This is a genomic window from Paraburkholderia sp. GAS33 (assembly GCF_050436645.1).
In the GTDB taxonomy this organism is placed as follows: Bacteria; Pseudomonadota; Gammaproteobacteria; order Burkholderiales; family Burkholderiaceae; genus Paraburkholderia; species Paraburkholderia phenazinium_B.
In genome coordinates, this window is the sequence record NZ_JBNDMP010000018.1 from 1 (window position 1) to 25,528 (window position 25,528).

Here is a 25,528-nt window from a genome sequence, read left to right on the forward strand (position 1 = left end):
CCAGTGTGGCTGGTCGTCCTCTCAGACCAGCTACAGATCGTCGCCTTGGTAGGCCTTTACCCCACCAACTAGCTAATCTGCCATCGGCCGCCCCTGTAGCGAGAGGTCCTAAGATCCCCCCCTTTCCTCCGTAGAGCGTATGCGGTATTAATCCGGCTTTCGCCGGGCTATCCCCCACTACAGGACACGTTCCGATGTATTACTCACCCGTTCGCCACTCGCCACCAGGGTTGCCCCCGTGCTGCCGTTCGACTTGCATGTGTAAGGCATGCCGCCAGCGTTCAATCTGAGCCAGGATCAAACTCTTCAGTTCAATTCCTGTTACTGTTTTCTATTCTTCCGAATAGGTCGCTCACTCAACGTACTGACGAATTGTTCAATCATCTTGCGATGAAAAAACCTTCCTTTCATTACTGTGTGAGACTTGATACTTTCGCTTTCGCGGCAAACCCCGAAAGGTCCACCGCCGCGTCGCCATCAAGCGCCCACACTTATCGGCTGTTAATTTTTAAAGAACTCTCGCTCAGAAGCTCTGCTTTCTTCGCGTCCGTCATCAAACGGGAGGCGAATTATGCGATGCGGTTCCGGGGCCGTCAACCCCATCCACGAAAAAAGTTTGCGAGCACATCGAAGTCAACGTTCATGACCTCCGCTGCGTTGATGAAGACGACGATCGCGCATGTATTGCGCCCCACGTCGCAAGCGCGCAGCTCGTTCCCCACGTATCTCGCAACAACATCTTGTTTGCCGCGAGGTCGCCCCTACATATGGAGGGCAACGCAAGGAACGTCGTCACGCGCGGGGATTCGTCATCATGGTGATCTGCCCCCAGGGCACACACCACTTGACCATTTTCAACATATATCTCACGAAAGAGAGGAGTTCGCCCTCTAGTTCGTATATAATCGTTGGCCGCGCGAATTTCGCGCGTCTCTATGGGCCCGCTTCGAGCGGGCCAATCTTTTCGCTCTTTGCGAGCATAGACAAACCAGCCGCATGTATCACTCAGGTGATGTTGCGGCCTAGCCGAAACGCCTGAGCGACGCGTCTTGCGCCTCATAGCGAAGCCTTCGAGGAGAAGACATTGAACCCTTTCGATCGGGATGATTCCGGAGACAACGCCGGATACTCAATCAAGGCCCCTGCCGGGCGAACCGCCAAAGGCAAGGGCGCGGGTAAAGCGATCCCGGTTGCTGCCGAAACGTCGCAGCAAGTCGAAGAACAGCAACGCCAGATGCGCGCCCTGATCCAGCTGGGCAAGGAGCGCGGCTACCTGACGCACGCGCAGATCAACGACCATCTGCCCGACAACTTCGCGCAAACCGCGGCGATGGAAACCATCGTCGCCACCTTCAACGACATGGGCGTGGCCGTCTACGAGACGGCGCCCGACGCTGAAGCGCTGCTGCTGAACGCCAACTCGCCGGTGGTCACTGACGACCAGGCCGACGAAGAAGCCGAAGTCGCGCTGTCGACGGTGGACTCCGAGTTTGGCCGCACCACCGACCCCGTGCGGATGTATATGCGCGAAATGGGTGCAACGGAACTGCTGACCCGCGCCGGCGAAATCGCCATTGCCAAGCGTATCGAAGATGGCCTGCATGAGATGGTGCAGGCGATCGCCGCCTGCCCGTCGGCCGTGTCGGCCATTCTGGCCAGCGCGGATCAGGTCGCGGCCGGTGAGTTGCGCATCGACGAGCTCGTCGATGGTCTGAACGAAAACATCAACGCCGAAGAAGTGGCGGATGACAGCGTCGAAGCCGCAGCGGATCTCGACACCGACTCAGCAGACAGCGACGAAGCCGACGGCGACGACGACATCGCCGCAGACTCGAGCGCGGTGGACGAAGCACGTCTGAAGAAGCTGACGGCCGACTGCCTCGAGATCTTCGACCGCGTGCGTACCCGTTTCGACGAAGTGGGCACGCTCCACGAGAAAGAGGGTAGTTCCTCGGAAGCGCATCTGCGCGCGCGCCAGGACATCCAGCAGGAACTCGCGGCGCTGCGCTTCACGGCGCGCACGATCGACCGCCTCTGTGGTGACGTGCACCATCAGGTCACGCAGGTCCGCGCTATCGAGCGGCGCGTGCAGCAAATTGTGCTCGAAAAGAGCGGGATGCCGCGCGAGCTGTTCATCGACTCGTTCCCCGGTCACGAAACCGATCTGGGCTGGACGATGCGCATGGCCGCCAAGTCGAAGGAATTCGGTGCCGCACTCGAGCGTAATCTGCCGGCCATTCAGGCCGAACAGCAGAAGCTGATCGCCATCGAAGCCGCCGTCGCCCTGCCGCTGAAGCAACTGAAGGACATCAACCGGAAGATGGTTGCTGCCGAATCGAAGATGCGCAAGGCGAAAGGCGAGATGATCGAGGCGAATCTGCGTCTCGTGATCTCGATCGCGAAGAAGTACGTCAACCGCGGGATGCAGTTCCTGGATCTGATCCAGGAAGGCAACATCGGGCTGATGAAGGCCGTGGACAAGTTCGAATACCGCCGCGGCTGGAAATTCTCCACGTACGCCACGTGGTGGGTGCGTCAGGCTGTGACGCGTTCGCTGGCCGATCAGGCGCGCACGATTCGCGTGCCGGTGCACATGATCGAGACGATCAACAAGCTGAACCGCATCTCGCGTGAGATTCTGCAACAGACCGGCCAGGAAGCGCATCCTTCCGTACTGGCTGCGCGGATGGATCTGTCGGAAGAAAAGGTCCGCAGTATCCTGAAGATTGCCCGTCAGCCGGTTTCGATGGAAACCCCGATGGGCGAAGACGGCGATGCAACGCTGGGCGACATGATCGAAGATTCCTCGGCCACGTCGCCGGCGGAAGCAGCGGTGCAGGCCGACTTGCGGATCGCGATCGACGACGCGCTTGATTCGCTGTCGCCGCGTGAGGCGAAGGTGCTGCGCATGCGTTACGGTATCGACACGAAGTCGGACCATACGCTGGAAGAGGTCGGCAAGCAGTTCGACGTCACGCGCGAACGGATCCGCCAGATCGAAAGCAAGGCGATGCGCAAGCTGATGCATCCTAGCCGCGCGGATCGACTGAAATCGTTCCTCGACCGGTAAATCGGTACGTTTAAAAAAGGGCTCTGGTTGTTGAAACCAGAGCCCTTTTTCTATGCATTCGGCAGATCGATCAAAGAGACGGGTGCGCAAATCCGCTCCTCGATCTGTCATGGAGAATTCTCCACGGCAGTGCGCTTCCGTGAATCGCCCGAGTACGGCTCGGAAGCATCTTGCATATTGAGGACTAGGCGATACCCTACCCGCGGCATCGTAACGAGGCGCAAGCCCCATGCGGACTCCACTATCCTGCGCCGTAACGCCGACACGAGGCGCTGCAGTGAAACGCCATCTGCCTCCGCATCGCCAAACACGTAACCGATCAGTTCATCGCGCTGCACGACGCTGCCGGCATTGCGCAGCAGGCATTCCATCAACAGGTACTCGCGCCTCGTCAAAGGCAATTCAGTGCCATCCGCGCCGATCAGGCTGCGCTTGGTGCGAGAAAGCACCGGACCGCCAGCCAAAGACGACGATGATGCGACCGGTACAAGCATGTCCGCATCCACTTGTGCACCATCACGCCAAAGCGCATGCAATCGCGCCTCCAGTTCAGCGTACTCATAGTCCCCAGTAAAACACGCGTCTGCGCCCGCATACAGCGCCTCAATCCGCGCATCCTGATTGCCTGGCGCATCGATGATCACCAGCACGGTATGGACCGGCCGCGCCACCATCGCGCGTGCTGCGTCCGCAGCGGCTCCCGCGCAGAGCACGATCGCCGCATCAATATGCTCGACTGCCACCAGATAAGCCGCATCGACAACGCGTTCCACGCTCGAAACACTGTGATTCGCTTCGATCAGCGCGGCGGCCAGATACTCGGCACGTGTCCCGCTTCCCACACACAAGATGCGCATGACATCCCCCGCTCATAAGCCGCGCCGCTCGGGCCAGCAATCGAGCGCGACACACGTGCCCGGATTGGCATCCTCGAGCGCCAGTCTGAAATCATGCAGACGAGCGACCGCCTGCACAACCGAAAGACCCAGCCCGGAGCCCGGCGTGTCGCGCGTGCGCTCGCTGCGATAGAACCGCTGCAGCACCGCGAGCTTTTCTTCGCGCCGAATCCCGGGGCCGTCATCGCGCACCGTGATACGCGGCCCTTCCGCGCATTGCGACACCGCGATCACCACTGTCCCATCTTCTGGCGCAAACTTGATCGCGTTATCGACAATGTTGACCAACGCTTCGTACATCAACGGATAATCGGCGCGCACATGAAGCACGGGTTGCAAATCGAGTTTCAATTCGACGCTTCTCGCAGCGGCAACAGGCGCATAAAGCTCGCCTATCTGCTGGCACAAGGCACGCATATCCGTATCGCTGAACTCTGCGCGACGATGCAATGCTTCGATCTCCGAAATACGAAGTATCGCGGCGAAGCGCTTGAGCACTTCGTCCGTCTCTTGCGCGGCTAGCTGCACACGCTGCGCATCGGCATCCCTGAGCGCTGTAGGCTCGATACGTGCAAGCAGCGACCGGATATGAATGAGCGGTGTACGCAAATCGTGAGCAATCCCATCGCATGCGCTTTTGACCTCGTTCATCAAACGCGATATTTCGTCGAGCATATGATTGACGATCTGCGACAACCATGCGAGTTCATCGCCGCCACGCTCCGGCAAGCGCGTATTCAGGTTGCCTTGCGCGATCAGATTCGCGAGACGGCGCATCTCCTTGATACGCCGCAGTTGCACAGCCGAACACAGGACGCCGAAACCGAGGCCACCCAGCAACGCAATCGCGCCGCTCCATGCGATGCCGCCCAGCATGTAATCGCGCAAACGTGTCATTTCGTCCACGTCACGGGCAATCACCAGCACATCGCCATCGGCAAGCCTCGTGGCCTTGGTCCGCATATATTGTGGCCGCTCGATTTTTAGCGATGTCAGCTGCGGCCTGAACCAGACGCCATCTCCGTTGGGCTCGACAACGGTCGGCCGCACGGCGATATCACCCTTGAGATACTGGCCATCCGGCGCGAACACACCGTAGTAGTTAACCGGCCGGTGGATCGTCGTCCTGATACGCGCATCGATCTGCTCGAGCATGAGATTGCGAGGCAATGCCGCGAAGTACTGGAATTGCCAGTTGATGTTGTAATCGGCCTGGGTCGCCGTGTAGTTCGCAGAGCTACAGTAGTTAACCCATACGAGTCCCAACACGGAGCCGGCAAACACCAGCGCGTAGATCATCAGCAAACGGAATATCGTGCTACGCCACAAGCTCATTGTCATGGCCTAGCCCAGCATGTAACCCGATCCACGCACGGTCTTCAACAACGGACGCATGCCTGCGAGATCTATCTTCCGCCGCAGCAACCCAACGTACACCTCAATCAGATTGGTGCCCGGATCGAAATGCATGTCCCATACAGACTGAAAGATCATCGTGCGGGTCAGGATCTGCCCGGAGTTGCGCGCGAAGTATTCAAGCAGTTTGAATTCCACCGGCGGTAGCGCGACCACATGCTCGCCACGTGTCGCCGTGCGGGCAATCAGATCGATCTCGAGATCGCCGACGCGCAGCACCGTGGACGCAGCTTGCTGCCGACGTCCGCGCCTGCGTAGCAGCACTTCGATACGCGCCTTCATCTCCTCCGCGGAAAACGGCTTGGGAATGTAATCGTCACCGCCTGCGAGCAGTCCGCGCACCCGCTCGTCGACATCGGACAACGCGCTGATCATCAAGACCGGCGTTTCGATGCCCACGCCGCGGATTGTCTTGAGAATCGTCAGCCCATCGATGCCGGGCAGCACGCGGTCGAGCGTAATGACATCGAACTCGTCGTGCACCGCACGCGCGATGCCGTCCTGTCCGCTCAAAACCCACTCCACCTCGAAACCGGCGTCGCACAACGTATCCACGATGTCGCGCCCGACAATGCGATCGTCTTCAATCGTCAAGATTTTTGCCATGGTCTGCATGGCCGGCGTTATGGAAGCCGGCGCCAGGAAAGCGAACCTGCAGTATCTCAAATGCGCTGCAGTGCAACATGAAAGATCCTTTAGGTACGCATTCAATGCGACCCCATCACTCGTTAAACAAACCTTAATCTTTGCCAAGCGAGCGCCCGCGACCACGTTGCGAAGATGTGAATGCACCGCGTGCAGAGGGCAACAAGCGCCTGTCTCGCGGTGCGGAACCATTCACTCCCCTCCCAAGGTTGCCACTCATGAAACGCACACTCGCCACGCTGTTGCTTACCGGTACGCTTTCCCTGTTTGCCGCTGCTGCCCATGCCTCTCCCGCTCAAGTCCCTTCGCAGGGTTTGACACGGGAACAAGTGAAGGCGCAGTTGTACCAAGCATTCTTGAACGGCACGACCGCCGCCGACGAGAAGACGTCCTATCCGTCACCTCCCGAGGATCGGGCAGAAGTCGCGGCGCAGCGTGTCAAGGAAGCACGCGTGGACCCCGCCTATGCGAACTTCGTCAGGTAAGCGCTCGCGCGCTATCTGCCTTCGAGGCCGCATAATCACGGTTGCGCGCCGGCATGCTGTGCATGCCGGCTCTACGTCGGGGGTTCACCGTTAGCGGTTGCGACGTCGTGATGCCGTCGTGCACCTGGCACCTTGTCATCCTGCCAATCCGGGGCTTTACCAGAGGCTCTGTCCGGGCAGACTCACAAGAGGGGCGCAACATGAATATGCGCACGAAAGACTTCACCACCCCCGCAGCCTGCACCAATCTGGAATGGTGGCGCAGCGCGGTGATATATCAGATTTATCCCCGTTCTTTCGCAGACTCGGACGGCGACGGTATCGGCGATCTGCCGGGTATCACGGCAAAACTGCCCTACCTGGGGCGTCTTGGTATCGACGCTATCTGGCTGTCGCCGTTTTATCTCTCGCCGCAAGCGGATGCCGGCTACGACGTCGCCGACTATCGCGTCGTCGATCCGTTATTCGGCACACTGGACGACTTTGACCGCATGCTTGAGCAGGCGCACGCGCTGGGCATGAGGGTGATCGTCGATCTGGTGCCCAATCACACGTCCGACGAACACGCATGGTTTCAGGCCGCGCTGCAATCGCCGCCCGGCAGCGCCCAGCGGGCGCGTTACCTGTTTCGCGACGGCAAAGGCGAGCACGGCAATTTGCCGCCGAATAACTGGCAAAGCGTGTTTGGCGGTAACGCGTGGTCGCGTGCACCGGGCGACTCGCAGTGGTATCTGCACCTGTTCGACCGCAGGCAGCCAGATCTGAACTGGGACCACCCCGACGTTCGTTCGGAGTTCGAAGATGTACTGAAGTTCTGGCTAGACCGCGGCGTGGATGGCTTCCGCGTCGACGTCGCCCACGGCCTCGTCAAGGCGCCCGGGCTGCCCGACTGGGCCGGTCAGGCCGCAATGGTGGAAGGCACCGAGGGCGGAGACGACAATCCGGGCCCCATGTGGGATCAGGAGGACGTGCACGAGATTTACCGGAGCTGGCGCCGGCTGCTGGACAGTTACCCCGGCGAGCGCATGATGGTGGCGGAGGCATGGATCGCGCCGCAGGCCCGGCTTACCCGCTACATTCGCCCCGATGAAATGCAGCAGGCCTTCAATTTCGACTACCTGCTGACGCACTGGGATGCGGCTGAAATCAAGGCTGTCGTCGACAGTTCGCTGGCTGCCTCGGCAGCAGTCGGCGCGCCCACGACCTGGGTGATGTCCAACCACGACTCCGTGCGTCATACGTCGCGCTATGGCTTGAGCAAACCGGGGGCTCGACCTAAAGGCATCGCTGCGGACGGCGAGCAGCCAGACGAAGCGTTGGGATTGCGCCGCGCGCGTGCCGCCGCCTTCCTCACGCTTGCGCTGCCGGGATCGGCATACATCTATCAGGGCGAGGAACTGGGTTTGCCCGAGCACACCACGCTCGAAGCGCATTATCGGCAAGACCCCGCCTTTTTCCGCACCAATGGCGAAGAAATCGGACGCGACGGCTGCCGGGTGCCGCTGCCCTGGCTAGCGGACGCACCGTCCTTCGGCTTCGGTCCGAGCGAGAAAAGCTGGTTGCCGCAGCCGGAAAATTTCGCGCGCTATGCGGTGGATCGCCAGGAAGGCGTGTACGGTTCGACGCTGGAACTGTATCGACAACTTCTTCAATTGCGGCATGACTACAAGCTCGGCAATGGCCAGTTGCGCTGGCAGTCCGGCGATTCGTCAGATGTGCTGAGCTTTGACAACGGCACGCTATGCGCGGTGATCAATCTGGGAATGCGCCCCGTCACACTGCCGCCCGGTAGGCTGCTGCTATCGAGCGAACAGCGAGACGCATCGGGACGCTTGCCTGGTAACGCGGCGGCGTGGCTGGCTTTGCGCTGAGACTAACGTTAAAGACCAAGAGGCCACCTACTCCATCGGAGAGGTGGCCGCCCTAAAATATCTTCCCCGGATTCAAGATCCCATTCGGATCGAGCGCGGCTTTCACGGCACGCATCGCGGCAACATCCGCATCGCTGCGCGTGAACTCAAGATACGCTTTCTTCTTGGTGCCAATGCCGTGCTCGGCGGAAACCGATCCGTGGAATTCGCGCGTGACATCGTAAATCACGTCGTCGATCTCGCCATGCAAAGTCTTGCCTGCTCCCGGCACATCCACAACGATATGGATGTTGCCGTCGCCAAGGTGACCGTAAATCATCACCACGGCCTGCGGCCAGCGCTCACGCAAACGGACGTCGCATCGCTGGGCGACATCGCCAACGTTGCTGATTGAGAAGCTCACGTCGAACGCGGCATGATCTGGAATGAACTTCGGATACTCGCCCGGCGCATCGCGGATCGCCCAGAACGCAAGCGCATCCGACTCCGAGACAGCTAACGCCGCATCACTGACTATCTCCGCCTCCAACATACGGCCGAGAAATTCCTCAAACGCTTGCGCATGCCGCACCGGATCACCGCCTACGCTTTCGAGCAACACGTAAAACGGATAGCGCTCCGCCACAGGCGCACGAAGTTCAGGCAGATTCGCAAGCACCGCGTCGTAGTAACCGGCCCACATCACCTCGAAGGCGGAAACGCCAGCCGCGAGTCCGGCCTGGGCTTCTTCGAGCAACTTCGTCACCGCACTGTATGACGGCAGCGCGCACCATGCAGTCGCAACCGCTCGAGGCCGCGGCCTCAAACGCAGCACCGCACTCGTGATGACACCGAGGGTGCCCTCGCTGCCGATCAGCAGATTCCGCAGGTCGTAGCCGCTATTGTTCTTGATCATCTTGTGCAGCGCGCCTACCACTTCGCCGCTCGCCAGCACCGCTTCGACGCCAAGCACCTGGTCTCGCATCATTCCGTATTTAATGACGCGGTTACCGCCTGCATTCGTTGCGAGATTGCCGCCAATCGTGCAACTACCGCGCGCGCCCAGATCGAGTGGGAAGTAAAGATCCGCGTCGAGTGCGGCCTCCTGCACGACCTGCAACGGCGTTCCGGCTTCGACCGTCATCGTGCCTGAAATACGATCGATTTCGACGATGTGGTTCATCCGGTCAAGACTCAGCGCCAGTTCGGCATCGAGCACATTCGCACCACCAACGAGCCCAGTCAGTCCGCCTTGCGTAACGACAGGCTGGCGATATTCGTTGCAGATCCTCATCGCCGTTGCGACTTCGTCCGTATTGCGCGGCCGGATGAGAGCGCGCGGCGTCTTGCCCGGCAACCCGCTCCAATCCACCACCTGACGTGAACCGAACTGCTCCGGCAACGTCACCACGTCTGCACCTAGCGCCTCAAGCAACGCCTTCACAACATCGCCTTGCATGACTGTCTCTTTTAAAGGAATGCGCTTCAGGAAGGATCTACAGCAGTCCGCGTTTTGCAAGACTCTGATAGAGCGCTCTGACACCAAATGTCCACGGAGGAATCTCGGTCGAAAGCTGCACTGTGTTCACCAAAGCACCTAGCGAAGGCGTCGCAATCGTCACCACATCGCCGAGATGGTGAGTGAAACCCGCACCGGGCGCATCGCGATCCTTGATCGGCGAGAACATCGTGCCGAGGAACAACATAAAACCATCGGGGTACTGATGATGCTTTCCACTGGTCTGTGCGACGAGATCAGCCGGATCGCGACTAATCTCCTTCATATGACTCACACCTTCCAGCACAAAATCATCTGTGCCTTCGATGCGCAGCGACAAACTCGCTGCGCGTACTGTATCCAGTGTGAAGCGCTCGTCGAACAGACGCACGAACGGCCCAATCGCACACGAGCCGTTATTGTCTTTTGCCTTGCCGAGCAGCAAAGCCGAACGGCCTTCGATATCGCGCAGATTCACATCGTTACCGAGCGTTGCGCCAACAATCTGAGCCGAGCTATTTACGGCCAGCACGATCTCCGGTTCCGGATTGTTCCACACGGACGTGGGGTACAGACCAACGTCCGCACCGAGCCCCACGGCCGACATCGGCTGGGACTTAGAAAACACCTCGGCGTCCGGCCCGATACCGACCTCCATGTATTGGGACCATGCACCACGTCGCTCGAGTTCAGCTTTCAGTTTCATCGCCGCGTCCGAGCCGGGTTTGATCTTCGCGAGGTCGGTGCCGATCAGTTCCGTGATGGTCCGGCGCACTTCGTCAGCCTTGCCGGCGTCGCCGCCCGCCTGCTCCTCGATCACCCGTTCCAGCAGGCTCACGGCGAAGGTTACGCCGCACGCCTTGATCGCCTGCACATCGCAAGGCGCAAGCAGTCGTATGCCAGCTTGACCCGCCGACGCCAAACTTGCTTCTAGCAACGCATGGACTGATCCCAGCGCCTCACCGGGCGCAGTGCGGGCGATTTGCACGGCGTCGGCCCGATCGAACAGATCGGCCGTCGTGGGCACCGTGGAAGTGATATCGAAGACCTGCCCGCCGCGAACTACCACGACAGACGGTCCATTAACCGGCGCGGGGCGCCATACGCGGCCTACGAGCAGCGCCTGGTCGAGATCGTTGGGAAGCAAGGAAGCGGGTTCGATTCGCATATCGTCATGTCCGGAGCATTGACCAAAAACCGATCCTATCCATGACGACGCAGAGTGTCCACCTCTTGATGCACGCGGCACGTTCTGGGAACGCGCCGCACTACGCCTGACGATGCGCCGCGTGCAGGGCGGCTTGCCGCACATACCAGTCCAGACACTGCGGATTGGCCATGGCTTCGCGATTGACCACCTTCTCGAGTGCGTGGCCGAGAAACAGTTTCTTGATCGGTACTTCCTGCTTCTTGCCGGACAGGGTGCGCGGAATTTCCGGTGCCTGCAGAATCTGATCCGGCACGAAACGCGGCGATAGCGATGTCCTGATTGCTGCCGCCAAACGCGATTCGAGCGCAGCGTCCAGCACGATGCCGTCGCGCAGCACCACAAACAGCGCCATATAGCTCTCGCGGCCGAGAAACTCGAGATCGATCACCATTGAATCGAGCACTTCAGGCAAGGCCTCGACCGCGGCGTAGATCTCGCTTGTGCCCATGCGCAAGCCGCTACGGTTGATCGTGGCGTCGCTACGGCCGTAAATGATGCATCCTCCGTCCGCTTCGATCTTGAGCCAGTCCCCGTGACGCCACACGCCGGGATAAACGTCGAAATAGCTCGAAAGATAGCGGGCGTTGCCTTCATCCCCCCAGAAATACAGCGGCATGCCTGGGATGGGCCGGGTGCATACCAGTTCGCCGACCTCGCCAATCACCGGCTGCCCCACTTCGCTCCAGACCTCGACTGCAGCGCCCAGTTGACGGCACTGCATTTGCCCCGGCACCTGCGGCAGTTCCCGGTTACCGGTGGCGAAGTTGCAGCACAGATCGGTGCCACCCGAGATATTGATCCACCAGATGTCCGGCGTACCGATTGCAGCAAATTGCTCAGTACCCCAGCGCTGGACATCTTCCGGCAGCGGCGAGCCAGTGCTGCCGATCGCACGCATCCGCGAAAGATCGCCGCAGTCGGCCAGAGAAAGCCCCGCCTTCTTGCAGTTGCCGTGAAAAGCCGCGCCTGCTCCCAACACGGTAATGCGATGGCGGGCGGCGAAGCGCCACAGCACGCCCCAGTCCGGATATTCCTTGCTGCCATTCGGACTACCGTCGTAAAGGCAGATCGTCGTGCCGGCCAACAAACCTGAAAGCTGCACGTTCCACATGATCCAGCCGGTCGACGTGTACCAGTGGAATCGTTCGCCAAGATTGTTGCTGCTATAGCTCGCGCCGAGGTCGTTAAGCAGCGCGACGGCCATTGCGGTCACCGCGACGCCGCCCTGGCTTTGCACAATCGCTTTAGGCAGGCCCGTGGTGCCGCTCGAATACACCACCCATAGCGGATGATCGAACGGCAGCCACTCGGGAACAAACGCGGCCGTAGCCGCATCGTCGCGCGCGACCGCGTCGGCAAAGCTGAGCGCATCGTCCACGCGTGATGCCGCATGCGGCGTTTCCAGCACGATCAACGTATGCACATCCGGCAGCGCGGCACGCAACGAGGCCACCACCTGGCTGCGGTCCATTGGACGGCCGGCATAGTGGACACCATCGGCCGCGATCAGAACGCGCGGCTCGATCTGACGAAACCGGTCGATTACAGCGTTAAGCCCCATGTCAGGTGCACACACGCTCCACACCGCCCCGATACTGCTGCAGGCGAGAAACGCCACAATCGTCTCTGGCACATTGGGTAAATAAGCCACAACGCGATCGCCGCGCTGCACTCCACGTTCACGCAAGGTCAGTGCAAGCGAGGCAGCCTGTCGTTTCAGTTCGGGCCAGCCTAGCTCTCTTGTCCGGCCCTGCTCGTCCTCGCTGACGATAGCTGGCATACCTGCGGCATGTGCGGCGTCCGCATGCCTAAACACCTGATGCGCGTAGTTCACCTGTGCACCAGGAAACCACCGTGCCCCCGGCATGCGTTCCTCGGCCAGCACCGCGCTGTAGGGTGTCGGCGAGAGCATGCCGCCAAACTCCCAAACGCTTGCCCAGAACGCGTCGAGGTCGGAGACCGACCAGCGCCACAGCGCATCGTACGAATCGAAGGAGAGGCCGCGGGTTTGCTGCAACCACTCCTGGTAGAGGCGAATTTGCGGAACGCAGGTGGGACCAACAGCCGGGTCTCTAGCGACAGAATCTGCTTGGTTCATATTTTCGATCGGCAATAGAGGAACACTAAACCTCCAGCCACTCCTTGCGTACCTGCGCGTTGGCCTTTAGCTCGGCAGGCGTGCCTTCGAACACGATGTTTCCGTGGCCCATGACATAGACGCGCTGCGAGATGTCGAGCGCAATGGCGAGCTTCTGTTCGATCAGCAGCACCGACACGCCGCGCTCCTTGAGCGCCTGCAGATACTCACCCACCAGCGCCACCAGCTTGGGCGCGAGTCCTTCTGTGGGCTCGTCGATGAGAATCAGATCCGGGTCGCCCATCAGCGTTCGGCACAGCGTCAACATCTGCTGCTCGCCGCCCGAAAGCACGCCCGCTGCGGTACTCTCGCGCTCCTTGAGGCGCGGGAACATTCCGTACATCTCCGCTAGCGTCCAGCGTGGTTTGTGTTGTCGACGGTTACGCTTTTCGCCTAACAGCAGATTCTGGCGCACCGTTAGCGTGGGGAAGATATCGCGGTTCTCGGGAACGTATCCAATGCCTAACTGGGCGATCTCAAACGTGCGGCGCCCTAGAATTTCTTCGTCGCGAAATCGCACCGACCCCGCAGCCTTGACCATCCCGAGGATCGTCTTAGCCATGGTGGAACGCCCTACCCCGTTGCGCCCTAGCAAGGTGACGATCTCGCCCTCGTCGACATGCACATCGACGCCTTGCAGAATATGGCTCTTGCCGTAGTAGGCGTGCAGACCTTGCACGTCGAGCATGCGCTGGGTCATTAGTGCGCTCCTTCCGTGGAGCTTTCGTCGAGGGAGGCGCCGAGATAGGCCTCCTTGACCTTGCTGTTGTTGCGAATCGCCTCAGGCGTATCCGTTGCGATGACCTCGCCATAAACCAGCACCGAGATACGGTCCGCGAGACCGAACACCACGCCCATATCGTGCTCGACCATCACGAGCGTCTTGCCTACCGTTACATTGCGAATCAACTCCACCGCCTGATCCGATTCCGAGCGGCTCATGCCCGCTGTCGGTTCGTCGAGCAGGATCACCTCGGCGCCGCCGGCGATAGTGATGCCGATCTCCAGCGCGCGCTGTTCCGCGTAGGTCAGCAGGCTCGCCTGCGTATCGCGGCGACGTTGCAGCCCGATCAGTTCGAGCACCTCGTCGGCACGCTGACGCGCGTCGTGCAACTGGGACAGCCGATGCCAGAACGAGTATTTGTAGCCAAGCGACCAGAGCACCGCGCAGCGCAAGTTCTCGAACACCGAAAGCCGATGAAAAATGTTGGTGATCTGGAAGCTGCGCGAAAGGCCCATACGGTTGATCACAAACGGCTTGAGTCCGCCGATCTCGGTACCGTTGAGCTTGACCGAGCCTGAACTCGGCACACTGCGCCCCGAAATCAGATTGAAGGTGGTCGACTTGCCCGCACCATTGGGGCCGATCAGCGCATGGCGTTCGCCCTTCGGAACGCTCAGGTTAACGCCGCGGATGATCTCCGTCTGTCCGAAGTTCTTGCGGACGTCTGTTAGCTCAAGTGCGGCCGTCATCGTGCGCCTCCTGCCATTTCCGCCTGCACTGCGTCCCAGGCCTGATGCACACGCGCCACCGCTGCGCGCCAACCCAGCGCACCCGCTAGCCATAGCACCACGGCAACCGCCCAAGGCTTGAACGACGACGCATCGAAGCTAAAGCCGGCGAGTGTCATGCCCGTGCCGTTGTCACTATCGATCTGCAGCTTGTAGGTCAACTCCACCGTCAGGATCAACGCGGCCAACAGGATCAGGCCCGCCCCCAACGCGACTGAGTACGTCGGCAACATGCGGCCAAACTTGCGCTTAGCTAGCAACGGCACCTGCTTCATCAGCAGACTGGAGACGCCGCCGGGCACGAACATCACCATGAGCACGAAGAACAGCCCCAGATACAGCAGCCACGCCTGTGTCAGGCTGGACAGGGCGACTGCAAACAGCACAAAGACCACAGCACCGATGACGGGCCCGAAGAAAAAGCCACCACCGCCGATAAACGTGGCCAGCAACACACTGCCCGAGTGCACGGCACCCACGTTCTCCGCCGAGACGATCTCGAAGTTGATAACCGACAACCCGCCGGAAATGCCCGCAAAGAACGCCGAGAGAATTACCACCAGATAGCGTACGCGCTGCGTGTTGTAGCCGACAAACTCGGCCCGTTCCGCGTTGTCACGCACGGCGTTGGCGATGCGACCCAAAGGAGTCTGCGTCCAGGCATACATTGCGATCATCGACAGCAGGCACCACACCGCGATCAGGTAATACACCTGGCGCCCGGGTCCGTACGTAATGCCGAGCACCGCATTGCCGACGACCCGGTTAGTCGAGACGCCACCTTCTCCACCAAAGAAGTCGGGAAACATCAGCGAACTGGCGAACACCATCTCGCCGATACCGAGCGTGATCATGGCGAATGTCGTGCCCGCTTTGCGCGTCGTCACGTAACCGAATAGCACGCCGAACAAAGCCCCACCGAGGCCTCCCACCAGCGGCAACAACGAGACCGGAAACCAGTACGCCCCCGCACCGACCTGATTGAGCACATGCACGGCGATGAACGCGCCCATGCCCGAATAGACCGCATGACCGAAGGACAACATGCCAGACTGCCCGAGCAGCATGTTGTACGACAGCGCGAAGATGATCATGATGCCCATCTGCGACAACAGGGTGATCGCGAAGCCGCTGGAGAAGATTAGCGGCGCGATCGCCATCACAAGAGCCGTTATCCCCCAGATCAGGTAGCGCGCGAGATGACGCGGTGGAGAAGCCGCACGTCCCTCTTGTGCCATGGCCCGTTCGTAGCTCTGCCTCATGGTTGGTTTCATGACCTAGCCCTCCCGGGTTCCCATGAGACCACGTGGGCGCACAATCATCATCACCACCATCAAAAGATAAGGCAGCACTGGCGCCATCTGCGAGACGGTCAGCTTCCACACCGAGGACAGCGGCGTGGCACTCGTCACATGCAAGCCAATGAAGCCGAACAGGTCGGCTAGTGAGGAGTCGATGGTGACGGCGAATGTCTGCAAGAGTCCTATCAATAGCGAAGCGATGAACGCCCCTGCAAGCGAACCCATGCCGCCCACCACCGCCACGACGAATACGATGGTGCCCACTGAAGCAGCCATCGATGGTGAAGTGACAAACGCATTGCCGCCGATCACGCCCGCGATGCCCGCAAGCGCTGCGCCGCCGGCGAACACCAGCATGAACACACGCTGCACATTGTGGCCGAGCGCCTCGACCATCTGCGGATGCGTCAGCGCAGCCTGAATCACGAGCCCGATGCGCGTGCGAGTAAGCACGAGGTACATCGTCACCAGCATCAACACCGACACGAGCATCATGAAGGCACGATACTTCGGAAACACCGACGAGAACACCTGAAACAGCGGACCATCCAGTTCCTGCGGAATCCGATAAGGCACCGCGGACTGTCCCCAGACGAGCTTGACGGCCTCTTCAATCAGATAGGCAAGACCGAACGTAAACAGCAGTTCGGCCACATGCCCGTACTTGTGCACGGTGCGCAAGCCGAAACGTTCGACGAGCGCCCCGACAACCACGATCAGCAATGGCGCTAACACGAGCGCGGGCCAAAAGCCGATCTTGCTGGCGATGGCATACGCAAAATAAGCGCCCAGCATGTAAAAGCTGGCGTGAGCGAAATTGAGCACGCCCATCATGCTGAAAATCAGCGTAAGCCCCGATGACAACAGGAACAGTAACAGCCCGTAGCTGATGCCGTTCAACAGGGAAATGACGAAGAATTCCACAGACAATATTCCTTGCTTCTTGCGCCAGTATCGGGAAACTCGTGCCGCACGATGGAGAGCGCGCCGCCTAGTTCGGTCGCTTCATCTGGCAGGTTGTCGGCTGCACTGACGACGAAGTATCGAGCACCGCATCGGTTCGCCAGCCATAGCCGGTTTTCTCCTGGTCGTACTTGACGTCTTTGCCATCCGCCTTGACCCACGTGGCGATCACGAGGGGTTGCTCAGCCTGATGGTCCGACGCCCGCATCTCGACGGTGCCGTTCAGGCTTTGTACCTTCATGCCCTCCATCGCCTTGGCCACCTTGACCGGATCGGTGGATCGGGTGTCCTTGATCGCCTTGCTCAGCAATGCCACGCCCGTATAGGCGGCCATTTCGAAGAAATCGTCGTCGTACTTCTTCTTGAAGCCGTCCATGATCTGATTCGCTTGCGGCGGATTGCTCGCGGTATTCGCGCCCATGTAACCCACGTATCTGACGCGCCCGGCGCCAGCCGCTCCCATCGCCGTCGGCACGCCAGTGGTCGAGGCATAGTAAGTATAGTAATTGGCGGTCACACCTGCGTCCTTACCGGCCTTGATGAGCAGCGCCAGATCGCTGCCCCAGTTACCCGTGATAACCGTATCGGCACCGGATGCCTTGATTTTGCTCGCATAGGGCGAGAAATCTTTGACCTGTGCAAGCGGATGAAAATCGTCGCCCACTATCTGGATGTCCGGACGCTTGCGCTTGAGGTATTCCTGCGCAGTACGCGACACATCATGGCCGAAGGAATAATCCTGATCGATCAGATAGACCTTCTTGACGTTCGGATCCTTGGCAAGAAATGTCGTCAACGCTTCCATCTTCATGTCCGAGTTTGCATCGAGACGGAAGTGCCAGTAGTCGCACTTGGCGTTGGTCATGGCCGGATCCACCGCCGCAAAATTCAGGTAGATGATCTCCTTGCCAGGATTGCGCGCATTGTACTTGGACACCGCATCTTCGAGCGCAAGGCCTACGGAAGAGCCGTTACCCTGCGTGATGTAACGGATGCCCTGATCGGCCGCTTCGTTGAGCAGCGTAAGACTCTGTTGCGGAGACAACTTGTTGTCGAACGGGACCATTTCGAATTTTGTTCCACCGGCCCAGTCCTGCTGGTTGGCCACCTCGGTCACGTATTGCCAGCTCTTCAGTTCGTTGTTGCCTAGCGCACCCATCAGGCCCGACAGCGTATCGATATACGCAATCCGGACCGTTTCCGCCGAGGCGATACTGGACGCGAGCGCGAAGACAATCGTTGCGCCAGCCATTAAGGAACGCATCTTGTTCATGCAGTTGTCTCCTACGATTCTGGAATCGATTCTTTCTTAGGTATAACTAACTATATGCGAAGCTGAAGCGGCCCTGCACGTTTGCGCTGGGCGTTATGAGACGTTGGGAACGGTGCTGCCGCGACACGTAAACAGGAACGGCTGGCCGACATGCTTCGTATCTCCGTGTCAGTTGAAATCGCTTCAATTGACGAAGTGATGCGCGTCTATCCGGGATGGCTATCGAGGGGATTCGACACACAATTTCGCACGACCGTTCGTAGCGTGTCAACGGGCAAACCGCGCAAAAGTCCTCCCCGGCAGGGGTTGGCCGGGAAAACACCTAGCGCAGTGATGCGCCCCACGAAGTGAATGAACGTGCTTTTATTTACACGGCACAAGTGCGCACGTATGATCGTCAAACAATACGCGCGTACGCCTGCGCCACACAACAACATCGAGGAGCGCTGTAATGCCTGTGAAAGACGTGTTTCATCCGCTTCGCAAGACGATGCTATCTGTTACATCGAATGGTGGCATGAAGACCTGCTGGGGCACGCGCAAATGACATGGCTCGACACATTGGTGGACGAACCGTTCGTCTGCATCACGGATACGTTACGCCGCTTCGCCACCGAACGCGGCGATCATCCCGCCTTGATCTGCGACGGCGAGGTTGTGACGTACGCTGAACTGGCCGCAAGAGTCGACCGCTTCGCGGCCGCGTTACAGCGCGACGGACTTAAGCCGTGCGATGCGGTGGCGCTATGCGCGGCGGCTTCGGTTGAATACGTAGTCGCTTTTCTTGGCGGCCTGAGGGCGGGCGCAGCGGTTGCGCCGCTTGCACCGACGTCGAGCACGGCGAGCCTTGTCAGCATGATCGGCAATTCAGGCGCGCGATTGCTGTTTCTGGATGCCGAGGTCAAGCGTCTGCTCGAGCCGCTGGCCGGCGACATCAACGCCAAGGCCATCGGACTTGATGGGCACTCAGGCAGCATCGCCCTGCAGACATGGCTCGCGCCCGAGGGTACGGCGCCCCTGCCAGTCGCGATCAATCCTGCATGGGCATTCAACATCATCTATTCCTCGGGTACCACGGGTACGCCGAAAGGCATCGTGCAGTCGCACGGCATGCGTTGGGCTTACGCGCAGCGCAGCGTCGAGCGTGGCTATGGACCGCACGCCACAACGCTGATCTCGACGCCGCTGTATTCGAACACCACGCTCGTGAGCTTCATGCCGACGCTCACCTTCGGTGGCACCGTCGTGCTGATGCCGAAATTCGATACCACGCGTTACCTGACACTCGCGCAGCAATACCGCGTGACGCATACGATGCTCGTTCCGGTCCAGTATCAGCGGCTGATGGCGCACCCCGAGTTCGACCGTTACGACTTGTCCAGCTTCCAGGCCAAGTTTTGCACCAGCGCGCCATTCTCGGCCAGTGTGAAGGCCGACGTGGTACGGCGCTGGCCCGGCAAGCTCACCGAGTACTACGGCATGACCGAAGGCGGAGGTTCATGTCAGCTGGAAGCACACGCGTTCCCCGACAAACTGCATACGGTTGGCAAACCCGTGGAAGGGCACGATATCCGCCTCATCGACGAGCACGGCAAAGAGGTCGCGCAAGGCGAAGTCGGTGAGATCGTCGGCAACTCACCGGCAATGATGACCGGCTATTACCGGCAACCCGAAAAAACCGCTGAAGCGGAATGGTACGACCCGAGCGGCAAGCGCTTTATCCGCACCGGCGATATGGGACGTTTCGACGAAGACGGCTTTCTCACGTTGCTCGATCGCAAGAAGGACATGATCATTTCGGGCGGCTTCAATGTGTACCCAAGCGATCTGGAAGCAGAACTGCATAGGCATCCTGATGTTGCGGATGCCGCCGTGGTCGGCGCGCTGTCCGAGCAATGGGGCGAAACGCCTGTGGCCTTCGTCGTGCGCCGCCTGGGCGCAACGCTAGACGAAGACGCGTTGCTAACGTGGATCAATGCGCGTCTGGGGAAGATGCAGAGGCTCTCCGCGCTGAGATTTGTCGATACACTGCCGCGCAGCCCCATCGGCAAGGTGCTGAAACGGGAGTTGCGCGAGCAGTTCAGTTCGGGAACGCGTTGAACGTTCTCGCCGGGCATTCGTCCGTTAGAACCTGTAAGTACCGGGGTGCATACCGAGCAGCACGCGCCCGGCGGTTTCCATATTGCGTTGGGAAAACGCCAGGTGCTGGGCCGCCGCCTGCGCGTCCCGCAGATACGCACTGAACGGCGAACGCTCGTGTAGAGCCGAGCCGCCGGCCGCCTCGAACATCTGCATCGCAACCTTCTTTCCCATATCGACGACATTGCAACTCGCCATGCGGACGAGCGCGCGCTGCTTCATATCGTCCGGTTGCCCTGAAACGCGGCGATCCCATAGATCCTGGACCGATTCAAAAAGAAATCCCCGCGCCGAACGAAGCGCTGTTTCAGCTTGAGCAACGGCAGCCTGGACACTGGCTTGCTCTCGCAACGGGCCTTGTGCGCCCGCGGCGACCTTGTGCTGTGCCAGTTCAACCAGCGCATCGATAGACCCACGAGCGACACCAAGCGATACGGCCGTGATCCCTAAAGCAAACATGGTAATGAAAGGCAGTCCGTAAAGCGCCCCTTGCTGGCACGGTTCAGGGTTGAAGTCGGTTAAGGCGAATGTACGTGCGTCTTCGACAAACCCATTCTCGATAGCGAAGTCATGACTGCCCGACGAGCGTAATCCACCGCCGTCCCACGTGCGGATGATATTAACTTCGCGCGTGGGCAGCAGCGCTGCTCTGAGCACCGGGCCGCCTTCACGGGTTGAACGTGCGACGCCGTCTTCGTACTCCACGCAGACCGCCAGCGTGACCTTGCTGTATACGATGAAGCTTCCCCAAGGCCAACGTCCGTTAATTCGCCAGCCGTCCTTTTCCTTGACGATCTTACCGGTCGGACTGAGGCTGCCCGAGACAAAGCCCCCGTCTGCGAGCAATTGCGCTGCGGACGACTGCGGTATCAGGCCAGCCGCGCGCGTTCCCGTGGACGCAATGCTCGCGCACCAGCCGACTGAACCGTCGTGTCTGGAAACCGCTTCCATTACGCGGAAGTAATCTACTGGAGATAGCTCCATGCCTCCAATATTTCGGGGAAGCCACAGACGGGTTAAGCCCGCGGCCTCGAGTGCCTCGGCGATTTCAAGCGGAAGATCCGGGCCCAGTGCCAGTGCTTTCTTATGCTTTGCGACGATGGGGCCGAGTGCATCGGCCGCATCGATCAAGGCTTGCGTTGCGTCGGGGGCAGCGGTATCGGTCATTTGTGTTCTCGTCTCTTAAGATCGGCAACAACTGCGCGATATCGTTTTATAGAACGCATGAGCGACTACTTTATTCCATGCTGGCGGCGCACACCGTAGCGCAGCACGTCAGGGGCACCGTACTCGGTAAGGATGATCGCTTCCAGTGGTGTCTTCCCCTCGGCGCTCCAGGAACCGTTGGCGTTTCCGATGAGAAAACCTGAGCGAAATGCCATAAGGTCGGGCTCCAGGCGCACCGACTGTTAAGCCTGTTTTGGACGACCTCCGACAGAAAAGGCTTGGGAGGTCACCCAATGTTATGATCGGAAACATTACCCGCCAAAAGGCGAACGTCGGTCCCTACATTTCATGGATACCCATCTCACCAAACCCGCGGAGCCGTCCACCTCGGATCTGGGCCGGCGCGTGCGTGCCGCGCGCCAGGCGCAGGACCTGACGCTCGAGACCGCGAGCCGCCTGTGCGGCGTGTCGCGCTCGACGCTTTCGAAAGTCGAAAACGGCCTGATGTCGCCGACCTTCGACGTGCTGCAAAAGATCGTGCTCGGCCTGAAGATCGAGATCGGCGAGCTGTTCGGCTCCACGCCGAAGGTCAGCGCCGGCGGTCGCCGTGCGCTGACTCGCAAGGATGCGGGTCAACGCCACGCGTATCGCGGCTACCAGATGGAGCTGCTCGCCACCGACCTCGCCCACAAGGCAATGCTGCCGTTTCGCATCCGTATCTCGGCGCACACGCTGGATGCATTCGACGACTGGGGGCGTCACGAAGGCGAAGAGTTTCTGTATGTGATCAGCGGCAGCGTGTGCCTGTACTCCGAGCTCTACGCCCCTACGCATCTGAATGCGGGGGACAGTATCTATTTCGATAGCCGCACGGGTCACGCTGCGGTTTCCACTAGCGATGAAGATGCCGAAGTACTCTGGATGGCGACCAGCGCGGACATTCCACAAGTAGCGGCTGATTCGGCGAAGAAATAGGCGCCGCGCGAGTCGCTGCGTGCACGGCACCTCGTTTTAACAACGCCCGCTGCGCCAACTGCGCAATATGCAATGCATGACGCCCCGTGCCGTGCTCGATCTGCTCACGGCAGCTAAACCCGTTGGTCAATACGATGGTTTGCGCCGCCGCGCCGCGAATCGCCGGAAACAGTTTGTCTTCGCCGATCTTCTCCGAGAGCTCATGGTGTTCCGCGTTAAAGCCAAATGAACCGGCCATGCCGCAGCAACCGGTATCGAGCAGCTTCCATTTCACACCGAGCCGTTCCAGCAGTGCCGTATCGCCTTGCATGCCGAACAGCGCCTTCTGATGGCAGTGGCCGTGTACGACCACCTCGGCGTCGAGCCTGGGCCAGTCGTACGGCTCGCGCACGACGAAGTCCGAGAACAGGAAAGTCTGTGCCGATAGACGCTTCGCCTGGGCATGATCGGGTAGCTGCTTGAGCAGTTCATCCTTGAACACCGACAGGCAGCCGGGCTCAAGACCGACTAGCGGCACACCTGCTGCGATATCGTCGGCGAGGTCGTCAAGCACGTTCACGAGCAATTGCCGCGCACGGTCCAGCAGGCCGAAGTCGTACAGCGGGCGACCGCAGCACAAGCGATTTTCAGGCAGCACGACCTGCCAACCGAGTTGGGTTAGCACGTCCGCGGCGGCCTCGGCGATCTCCGGCGAGAAGTGATCGCTGAACGTATCCACCCAGAGGATGACTTTGCGAGCGGCCGGCCTAGGTGCGGCCGGCCCAGGTGCGACCGGCTTAGGTGCGGCCGGCTTAGACAAGCCCAAATCAAACGCCGTCAGCCTCGCACGTTCCCGATACGTCTGCTTCGCAAACTTCGGCAACTCACGCGCCTGCGCCACCCCAGCCATCCACTTACCCAACGACGCCAACCCCGGCGCCGAAGTCATAAAATTGGCCAACCGTGGAAAGCGCGCTGCAATCGGCGCCCACTCGCCAATCCGGCCCATGAACATCGCCTGGCGTGGCCGGCGATTCGTTTCATAGTAATGCGAAAGAAATTCCGCTTTGTACGTGGCCATGTCGGTATGCGTGGGGCAATCGGACTTGCAGCCCTTGCAGGCAAGACACGTATCGAGCGCTTCCTTGATTTCCCGGCTCTGCCAGCCATCTTTAATGACTTCGCCTTGCAGCATTTCCCAAAACAGGTGAGCGCGGCCGCGAGTCGAATACTTCTCTTCGCGCGTAGCCCGATAACTGGGACACATCGTGCCTCCTTCCAGCGAACGGCACTTGCCCATGCCAATACAACGTTCCACCGCGCGCTGAAAACCATCGCCCTCCTGACTGGCGAACGTCAGTCTGGTCTGCAAGGTCACCGTCCTGTACGCCGGCCCCATGCGCAAGTTTTCATCGGCACGATACGCATGCACTACCTTGCCGGGATTGAGACGGTTAGCCGGATCCCAGATCGCCTTGAACTGCTCCATCGCCTGCATCAGTTCAGGCCCATACATGATGGGCAAAAACTCAGCCTTCGCCTGACCATCGCCATGTTCGCCCGACAACGAGCCGCCAAATTCCACCACCAGTTCGGCCGCTTCACGCAGAAAACCGCGCCATGTCGCAATGCCCTCTGCCGTACGCAGATCGAAGGTGATGCGCGCGTGCACGCAGCCGTCGCCGAAGTGGCCGTACAAGCTGGTTTCATAGCCGTAACGATCGACCATCGCCTGAAAAGCACGCAGATAATCGCCGAGCCGTAGAGGATCGACCGCCGCATCTTCCCATCCGACGATCGGATCGGGACGCGCAGGGTCAACGGAAAGCGCCACCGCCGATGCACCCGTCTCGCGAATCGACCAGACCTTCGCCTGCAACGCACGATCTTCGACGAGCACCATCGAAACATCAGGCCCTGCCGCGCCCGATGCAAAATACTCAGCCGCCGCGCGAGCCTGCAGCACTGCCTCGTCGTGCGTATCCGCGCCGAATTCGAGCACGACCCACGCATCGCCCGTGGGCAGGAGCGCAATCTCTTCCTTTTTCAGACCACGCGCCTGCAGGCCACGAATGATTGCCCGGTCGAGTCCCTCGATGGCGATCGGTCCGCAATGCATGAAATGCGGTACCGCGTCGGCGGCCGTGAAGATATCCGTAAAGCCAAGCGTGAGCAGCACGCGCTTCGCGGGACTTTTCACCAGCCGTACTTTCGCCTGCAAGGTGATCGCACACGTGCCCTCAGTCCCAACTAGCGCACGCGCGACATTAAAGCCGTTTTCCGGCAACAGCTGGTCGAGATTGAAGCCCGACACGCGCCGTTTGATTTGCGGGAATTTCGCGCGAATCAGGTCGGCATACTTATCGCGCAGTTGTCTGAGTGCCGCATAAATCTCGCCCTGCCGACCGCCAGCCGCAATGATGCGTTCGAGTTCATCATCCTGCGTAGGACCGACCCAGAAGCGCGCACCGTCGTAAGTGACGATCTCGAGCGCTTCGATGTTCTCGACCGTCTTGCCGGCCATCACCGAATGCGCGCCGCAAGAATTGTTGGCGATCATGCCGCCCAGCGTGCAGCGACTGTGCGTAGCCGGATCCGGAGCAAAGGTCAGCCCGTGCTGTTCCGCGGCATCGCGCAACGTGTCGCAGACGACGCCCGGTTCGACGATCGCGGTGCGCGCCGCCGGGTCCACCGAGACGACGCGATTCACATACTTGCTTGCGTCCGCGACGACTGCCACATTCACGCACTGTCCATTCTGCGACGTGCCCCCGCCGCGCGGCAGGAACGGCACATCGTTGCGTCGGCACACGGTGACGGTGGCAACGAGATCGTCGACATTGGCCGGCACGACCACCGCAAGCGGCACCTGTCGATAGTTCGACGCATCCGACGAGTACAGCGCTTTGGATGCGTGATCGAACCGCACTTCGCCGCGCACATGCTGCCGCAGATCGGCTTCGAGCGATTGCATGACGGCCGCCGTACCGCGAAACGGCGTAGCGACGGATG

At 60.1% G+C, this 25,528-nt stretch carries 19 protein-coding genes and 1 rRNA gene; 5 read left to right on the forward strand and 15 right to left on the reverse strand.

The genetic code is table 11. The annotated features are described in order from the left end of the window. Positions 1-313: ribosomal RNA gene (locus P3T24_RS35020) — 16S ribosomal RNA — on the reverse strand; the annotation flags it as partial. A 771-nt stretch (positions 314-1,084) separates the two neighbouring features. On the opposite strand from P3T24_RS35020, the gene rpoD reads away from it, so the two are divergent. Beyond that, positions 1,085-3,070 carry an RNA polymerase sigma factor RpoD gene (rpoD, locus tag P3T24_RS35025; protein WP_074266426.1) on the forward strand — a complete coding sequence of 662 codons (1,986 nt, stop codon included), beginning with the start codon at positions 1,085-1,087 and terminating at the stop codon, positions 3,068-3,070. 107 nt (positions 3,071-3,177) lie between these two features. Here rpoD and P3T24_RS35030 read toward each other — a convergent pair whose 3' ends face one another. The 3 genes from P3T24_RS35030 to P3T24_RS35040 are packed head-to-tail and all read right to left on the reverse strand — an operon-like array spanning position 3,178 to position 5,988. Next, a complete protein-coding gene (locus tag P3T24_RS35030) occupies positions 3,178-3,927 on the reverse strand; it encodes a response regulator transcription factor (protein ID WP_429441359.1) in 750 nt (249 codons plus the stop codon). 12 nt (positions 3,928-3,939) lie between these two features. After that, on the reverse strand, positions 3,940-5,301 hold the full coding sequence (locus tag P3T24_RS35035; protein ID WP_429441361.1) for an ATP-binding protein: 1,362 nt from the start codon (positions 5,299-5,301) through the stop codon (positions 3,940-3,942). A gap of 9 nt (positions 5,302-5,310) precedes the next feature. Continuing rightward, on the reverse strand, positions 5,311-5,988 hold the full coding sequence (locus P3T24_RS35040) for a response regulator transcription factor (protein WP_429441363.1): 678 nt from the start codon (positions 5,986-5,988) through the stop codon (positions 5,311-5,313). A 257-nt stretch (positions 5,989-6,245) separates the two neighbouring features. On the opposite strand from P3T24_RS35040, the gene P3T24_RS35045 reads away from it, so the two are divergent. Further along, positions 6,246-6,512 carry a DUF4148 domain-containing protein gene (locus P3T24_RS35045; protein WP_429441364.1) on the forward strand — a complete coding sequence of 89 codons (267 nt, stop codon included), beginning with the start codon at positions 6,246-6,248 and terminating at the stop codon, positions 6,510-6,512. A gap of 200 nt (positions 6,513-6,712) precedes the next feature. After that, the gene (locus P3T24_RS35050; protein ID WP_429441366.1) at positions 6,713-8,383 is read left to right on the forward strand and encodes a glycoside hydrolase family 13 protein; all 1,671 of its coding nucleotides are present in this window, start codon (positions 6,713-6,715) and stop codon (positions 8,381-8,383) included. A gap of 52 nt (positions 8,384-8,435) precedes the next feature. Here P3T24_RS35050 and P3T24_RS35055 read toward each other — a convergent pair whose 3' ends face one another. From P3T24_RS35055 to P3T24_RS35090, 8 genes are all read right to left on the reverse strand, one after another. Further along, the gene (locus P3T24_RS35055) at positions 8,436-9,821 is read right to left on the reverse strand and encodes an FAD-binding oxidoreductase (RefSeq protein ID WP_429441368.1); all 1,386 of its coding nucleotides are present in this window, start codon (positions 9,819-9,821) and stop codon (positions 8,436-8,438) included. A 37-nt stretch (positions 9,822-9,858) separates the two neighbouring features. Beyond that, positions 9,859-11,028 (reverse strand): fumarylacetoacetate hydrolase family protein, encoded by a 1,170-nt coding sequence (locus tag P3T24_RS35060; protein WP_429441370.1) that lies wholly within the window; start codon positions 11,026-11,028, stop codon positions 9,859-9,861. Between the two features lie 100 nt (positions 11,029-11,128). After that, positions 11,129-13,168: an acetoacetate--CoA ligase gene (locus P3T24_RS35065; protein ID WP_429441371.1), complete on the reverse strand. Its 2,040-nt coding sequence runs from the start codon at positions 13,166-13,168 to the stop codon at positions 11,129-11,131. Between the two features lie 25 nt (positions 13,169-13,193). Then, positions 13,194-13,907, reverse strand: a complete 714-nt coding sequence (locus P3T24_RS35070; protein WP_429441372.1) for an ABC transporter ATP-binding protein — start codon at positions 13,905-13,907, stop codon at positions 13,194-13,196. After that, on the reverse strand, positions 13,907-14,680 hold the full coding sequence (locus tag P3T24_RS35075) for an ABC transporter ATP-binding protein (RefSeq protein WP_074266435.1): 774 nt from the start codon (positions 14,678-14,680) through the stop codon (positions 13,907-13,909). Before P3T24_RS35075 ends, P3T24_RS35070 begins: the two co-directional genes overlap by 1 nt. Beyond that, the gene (locus P3T24_RS35080) at positions 14,677-15,993 is read right to left on the reverse strand and encodes a branched-chain amino acid ABC transporter permease (protein WP_429441373.1); all 1,317 of its coding nucleotides are present in this window, start codon (positions 15,991-15,993) and stop codon (positions 14,677-14,679) included. The genes P3T24_RS35075 and P3T24_RS35080 overlap by 4 nt, the downstream gene beginning before the upstream one ends. A gap of 3 nt (positions 15,994-15,996) precedes the next feature. After that, the gene (locus P3T24_RS35085) at positions 15,997-16,944 is read right to left on the reverse strand and encodes a branched-chain amino acid ABC transporter permease (protein ID WP_074266437.1); all 948 of its coding nucleotides are present in this window, start codon (positions 16,942-16,944) and stop codon (positions 15,997-15,999) included. Positions 16,945-17,011: 67 nt separating this feature from the next. After that, positions 17,012-18,256, reverse strand: a complete 1,245-nt coding sequence (locus P3T24_RS35090) for a branched-chain amino acid ABC transporter substrate-binding protein (RefSeq protein ID WP_074266438.1) — start codon at positions 18,254-18,256, stop codon at positions 17,012-17,014. A 543-nt stretch (positions 18,257-18,799) separates the two neighbouring features. On the opposite strand from P3T24_RS35090, the gene P3T24_RS35095 reads away from it, so the two are divergent. Continuing rightward, on the forward strand, positions 18,800-20,356 hold the full coding sequence (locus P3T24_RS35095; RefSeq protein WP_429441459.1) for a class I adenylate-forming enzyme family protein: 1,557 nt from the start codon (positions 18,800-18,802) through the stop codon (positions 20,354-20,356). 24 nt (positions 20,357-20,380) lie between these two features. Here P3T24_RS35095 and P3T24_RS35100 read toward each other — a convergent pair whose 3' ends face one another. Both P3T24_RS35100 and P3T24_RS35105 read right to left on the reverse strand, forming a co-directional pair. Next, a complete protein-coding gene (locus P3T24_RS35100) occupies positions 20,381-21,526 on the reverse strand; it encodes an acyl-CoA dehydrogenase family protein (protein WP_429441374.1) in 1,146 nt (381 codons plus the stop codon). Positions 21,527-21,627: 101 nt separating this feature from the next. After that, the gene (locus tag P3T24_RS35105) at positions 21,628-21,777 is read right to left on the reverse strand and encodes a hypothetical protein (protein WP_167379415.1); all 150 of its coding nucleotides are present in this window, start codon (positions 21,775-21,777) and stop codon (positions 21,628-21,630) included. 133 nt (positions 21,778-21,910) lie between these two features. Here P3T24_RS35105 and P3T24_RS35110 point away from each other — a divergent pair, with 133 nt between their 5' ends. Next, positions 21,911-22,537, forward strand: a complete 627-nt coding sequence (locus P3T24_RS35110) for a helix-turn-helix domain-containing protein (RefSeq protein ID WP_074266440.1) — start codon at positions 21,911-21,913, stop codon at positions 22,535-22,537. On the opposite strand, the gene P3T24_RS35115 is transcribed toward P3T24_RS35110, so the two are convergent. Beyond that, positions 22,455-25,490 carry an FAD-binding and (Fe-S)-binding domain-containing protein gene (locus tag P3T24_RS35115; RefSeq protein ID WP_429441376.1) on the reverse strand — a complete coding sequence of 1,012 codons (3,036 nt, stop codon included), beginning with the start codon at positions 25,488-25,490 and terminating at the stop codon, positions 22,455-22,457. The two genes, P3T24_RS35110 and P3T24_RS35115, sit on opposite strands and share 83 nt — an antisense overlap. Between the last annotated feature and the right edge of the window lie 38 nt (positions 25,491-25,528).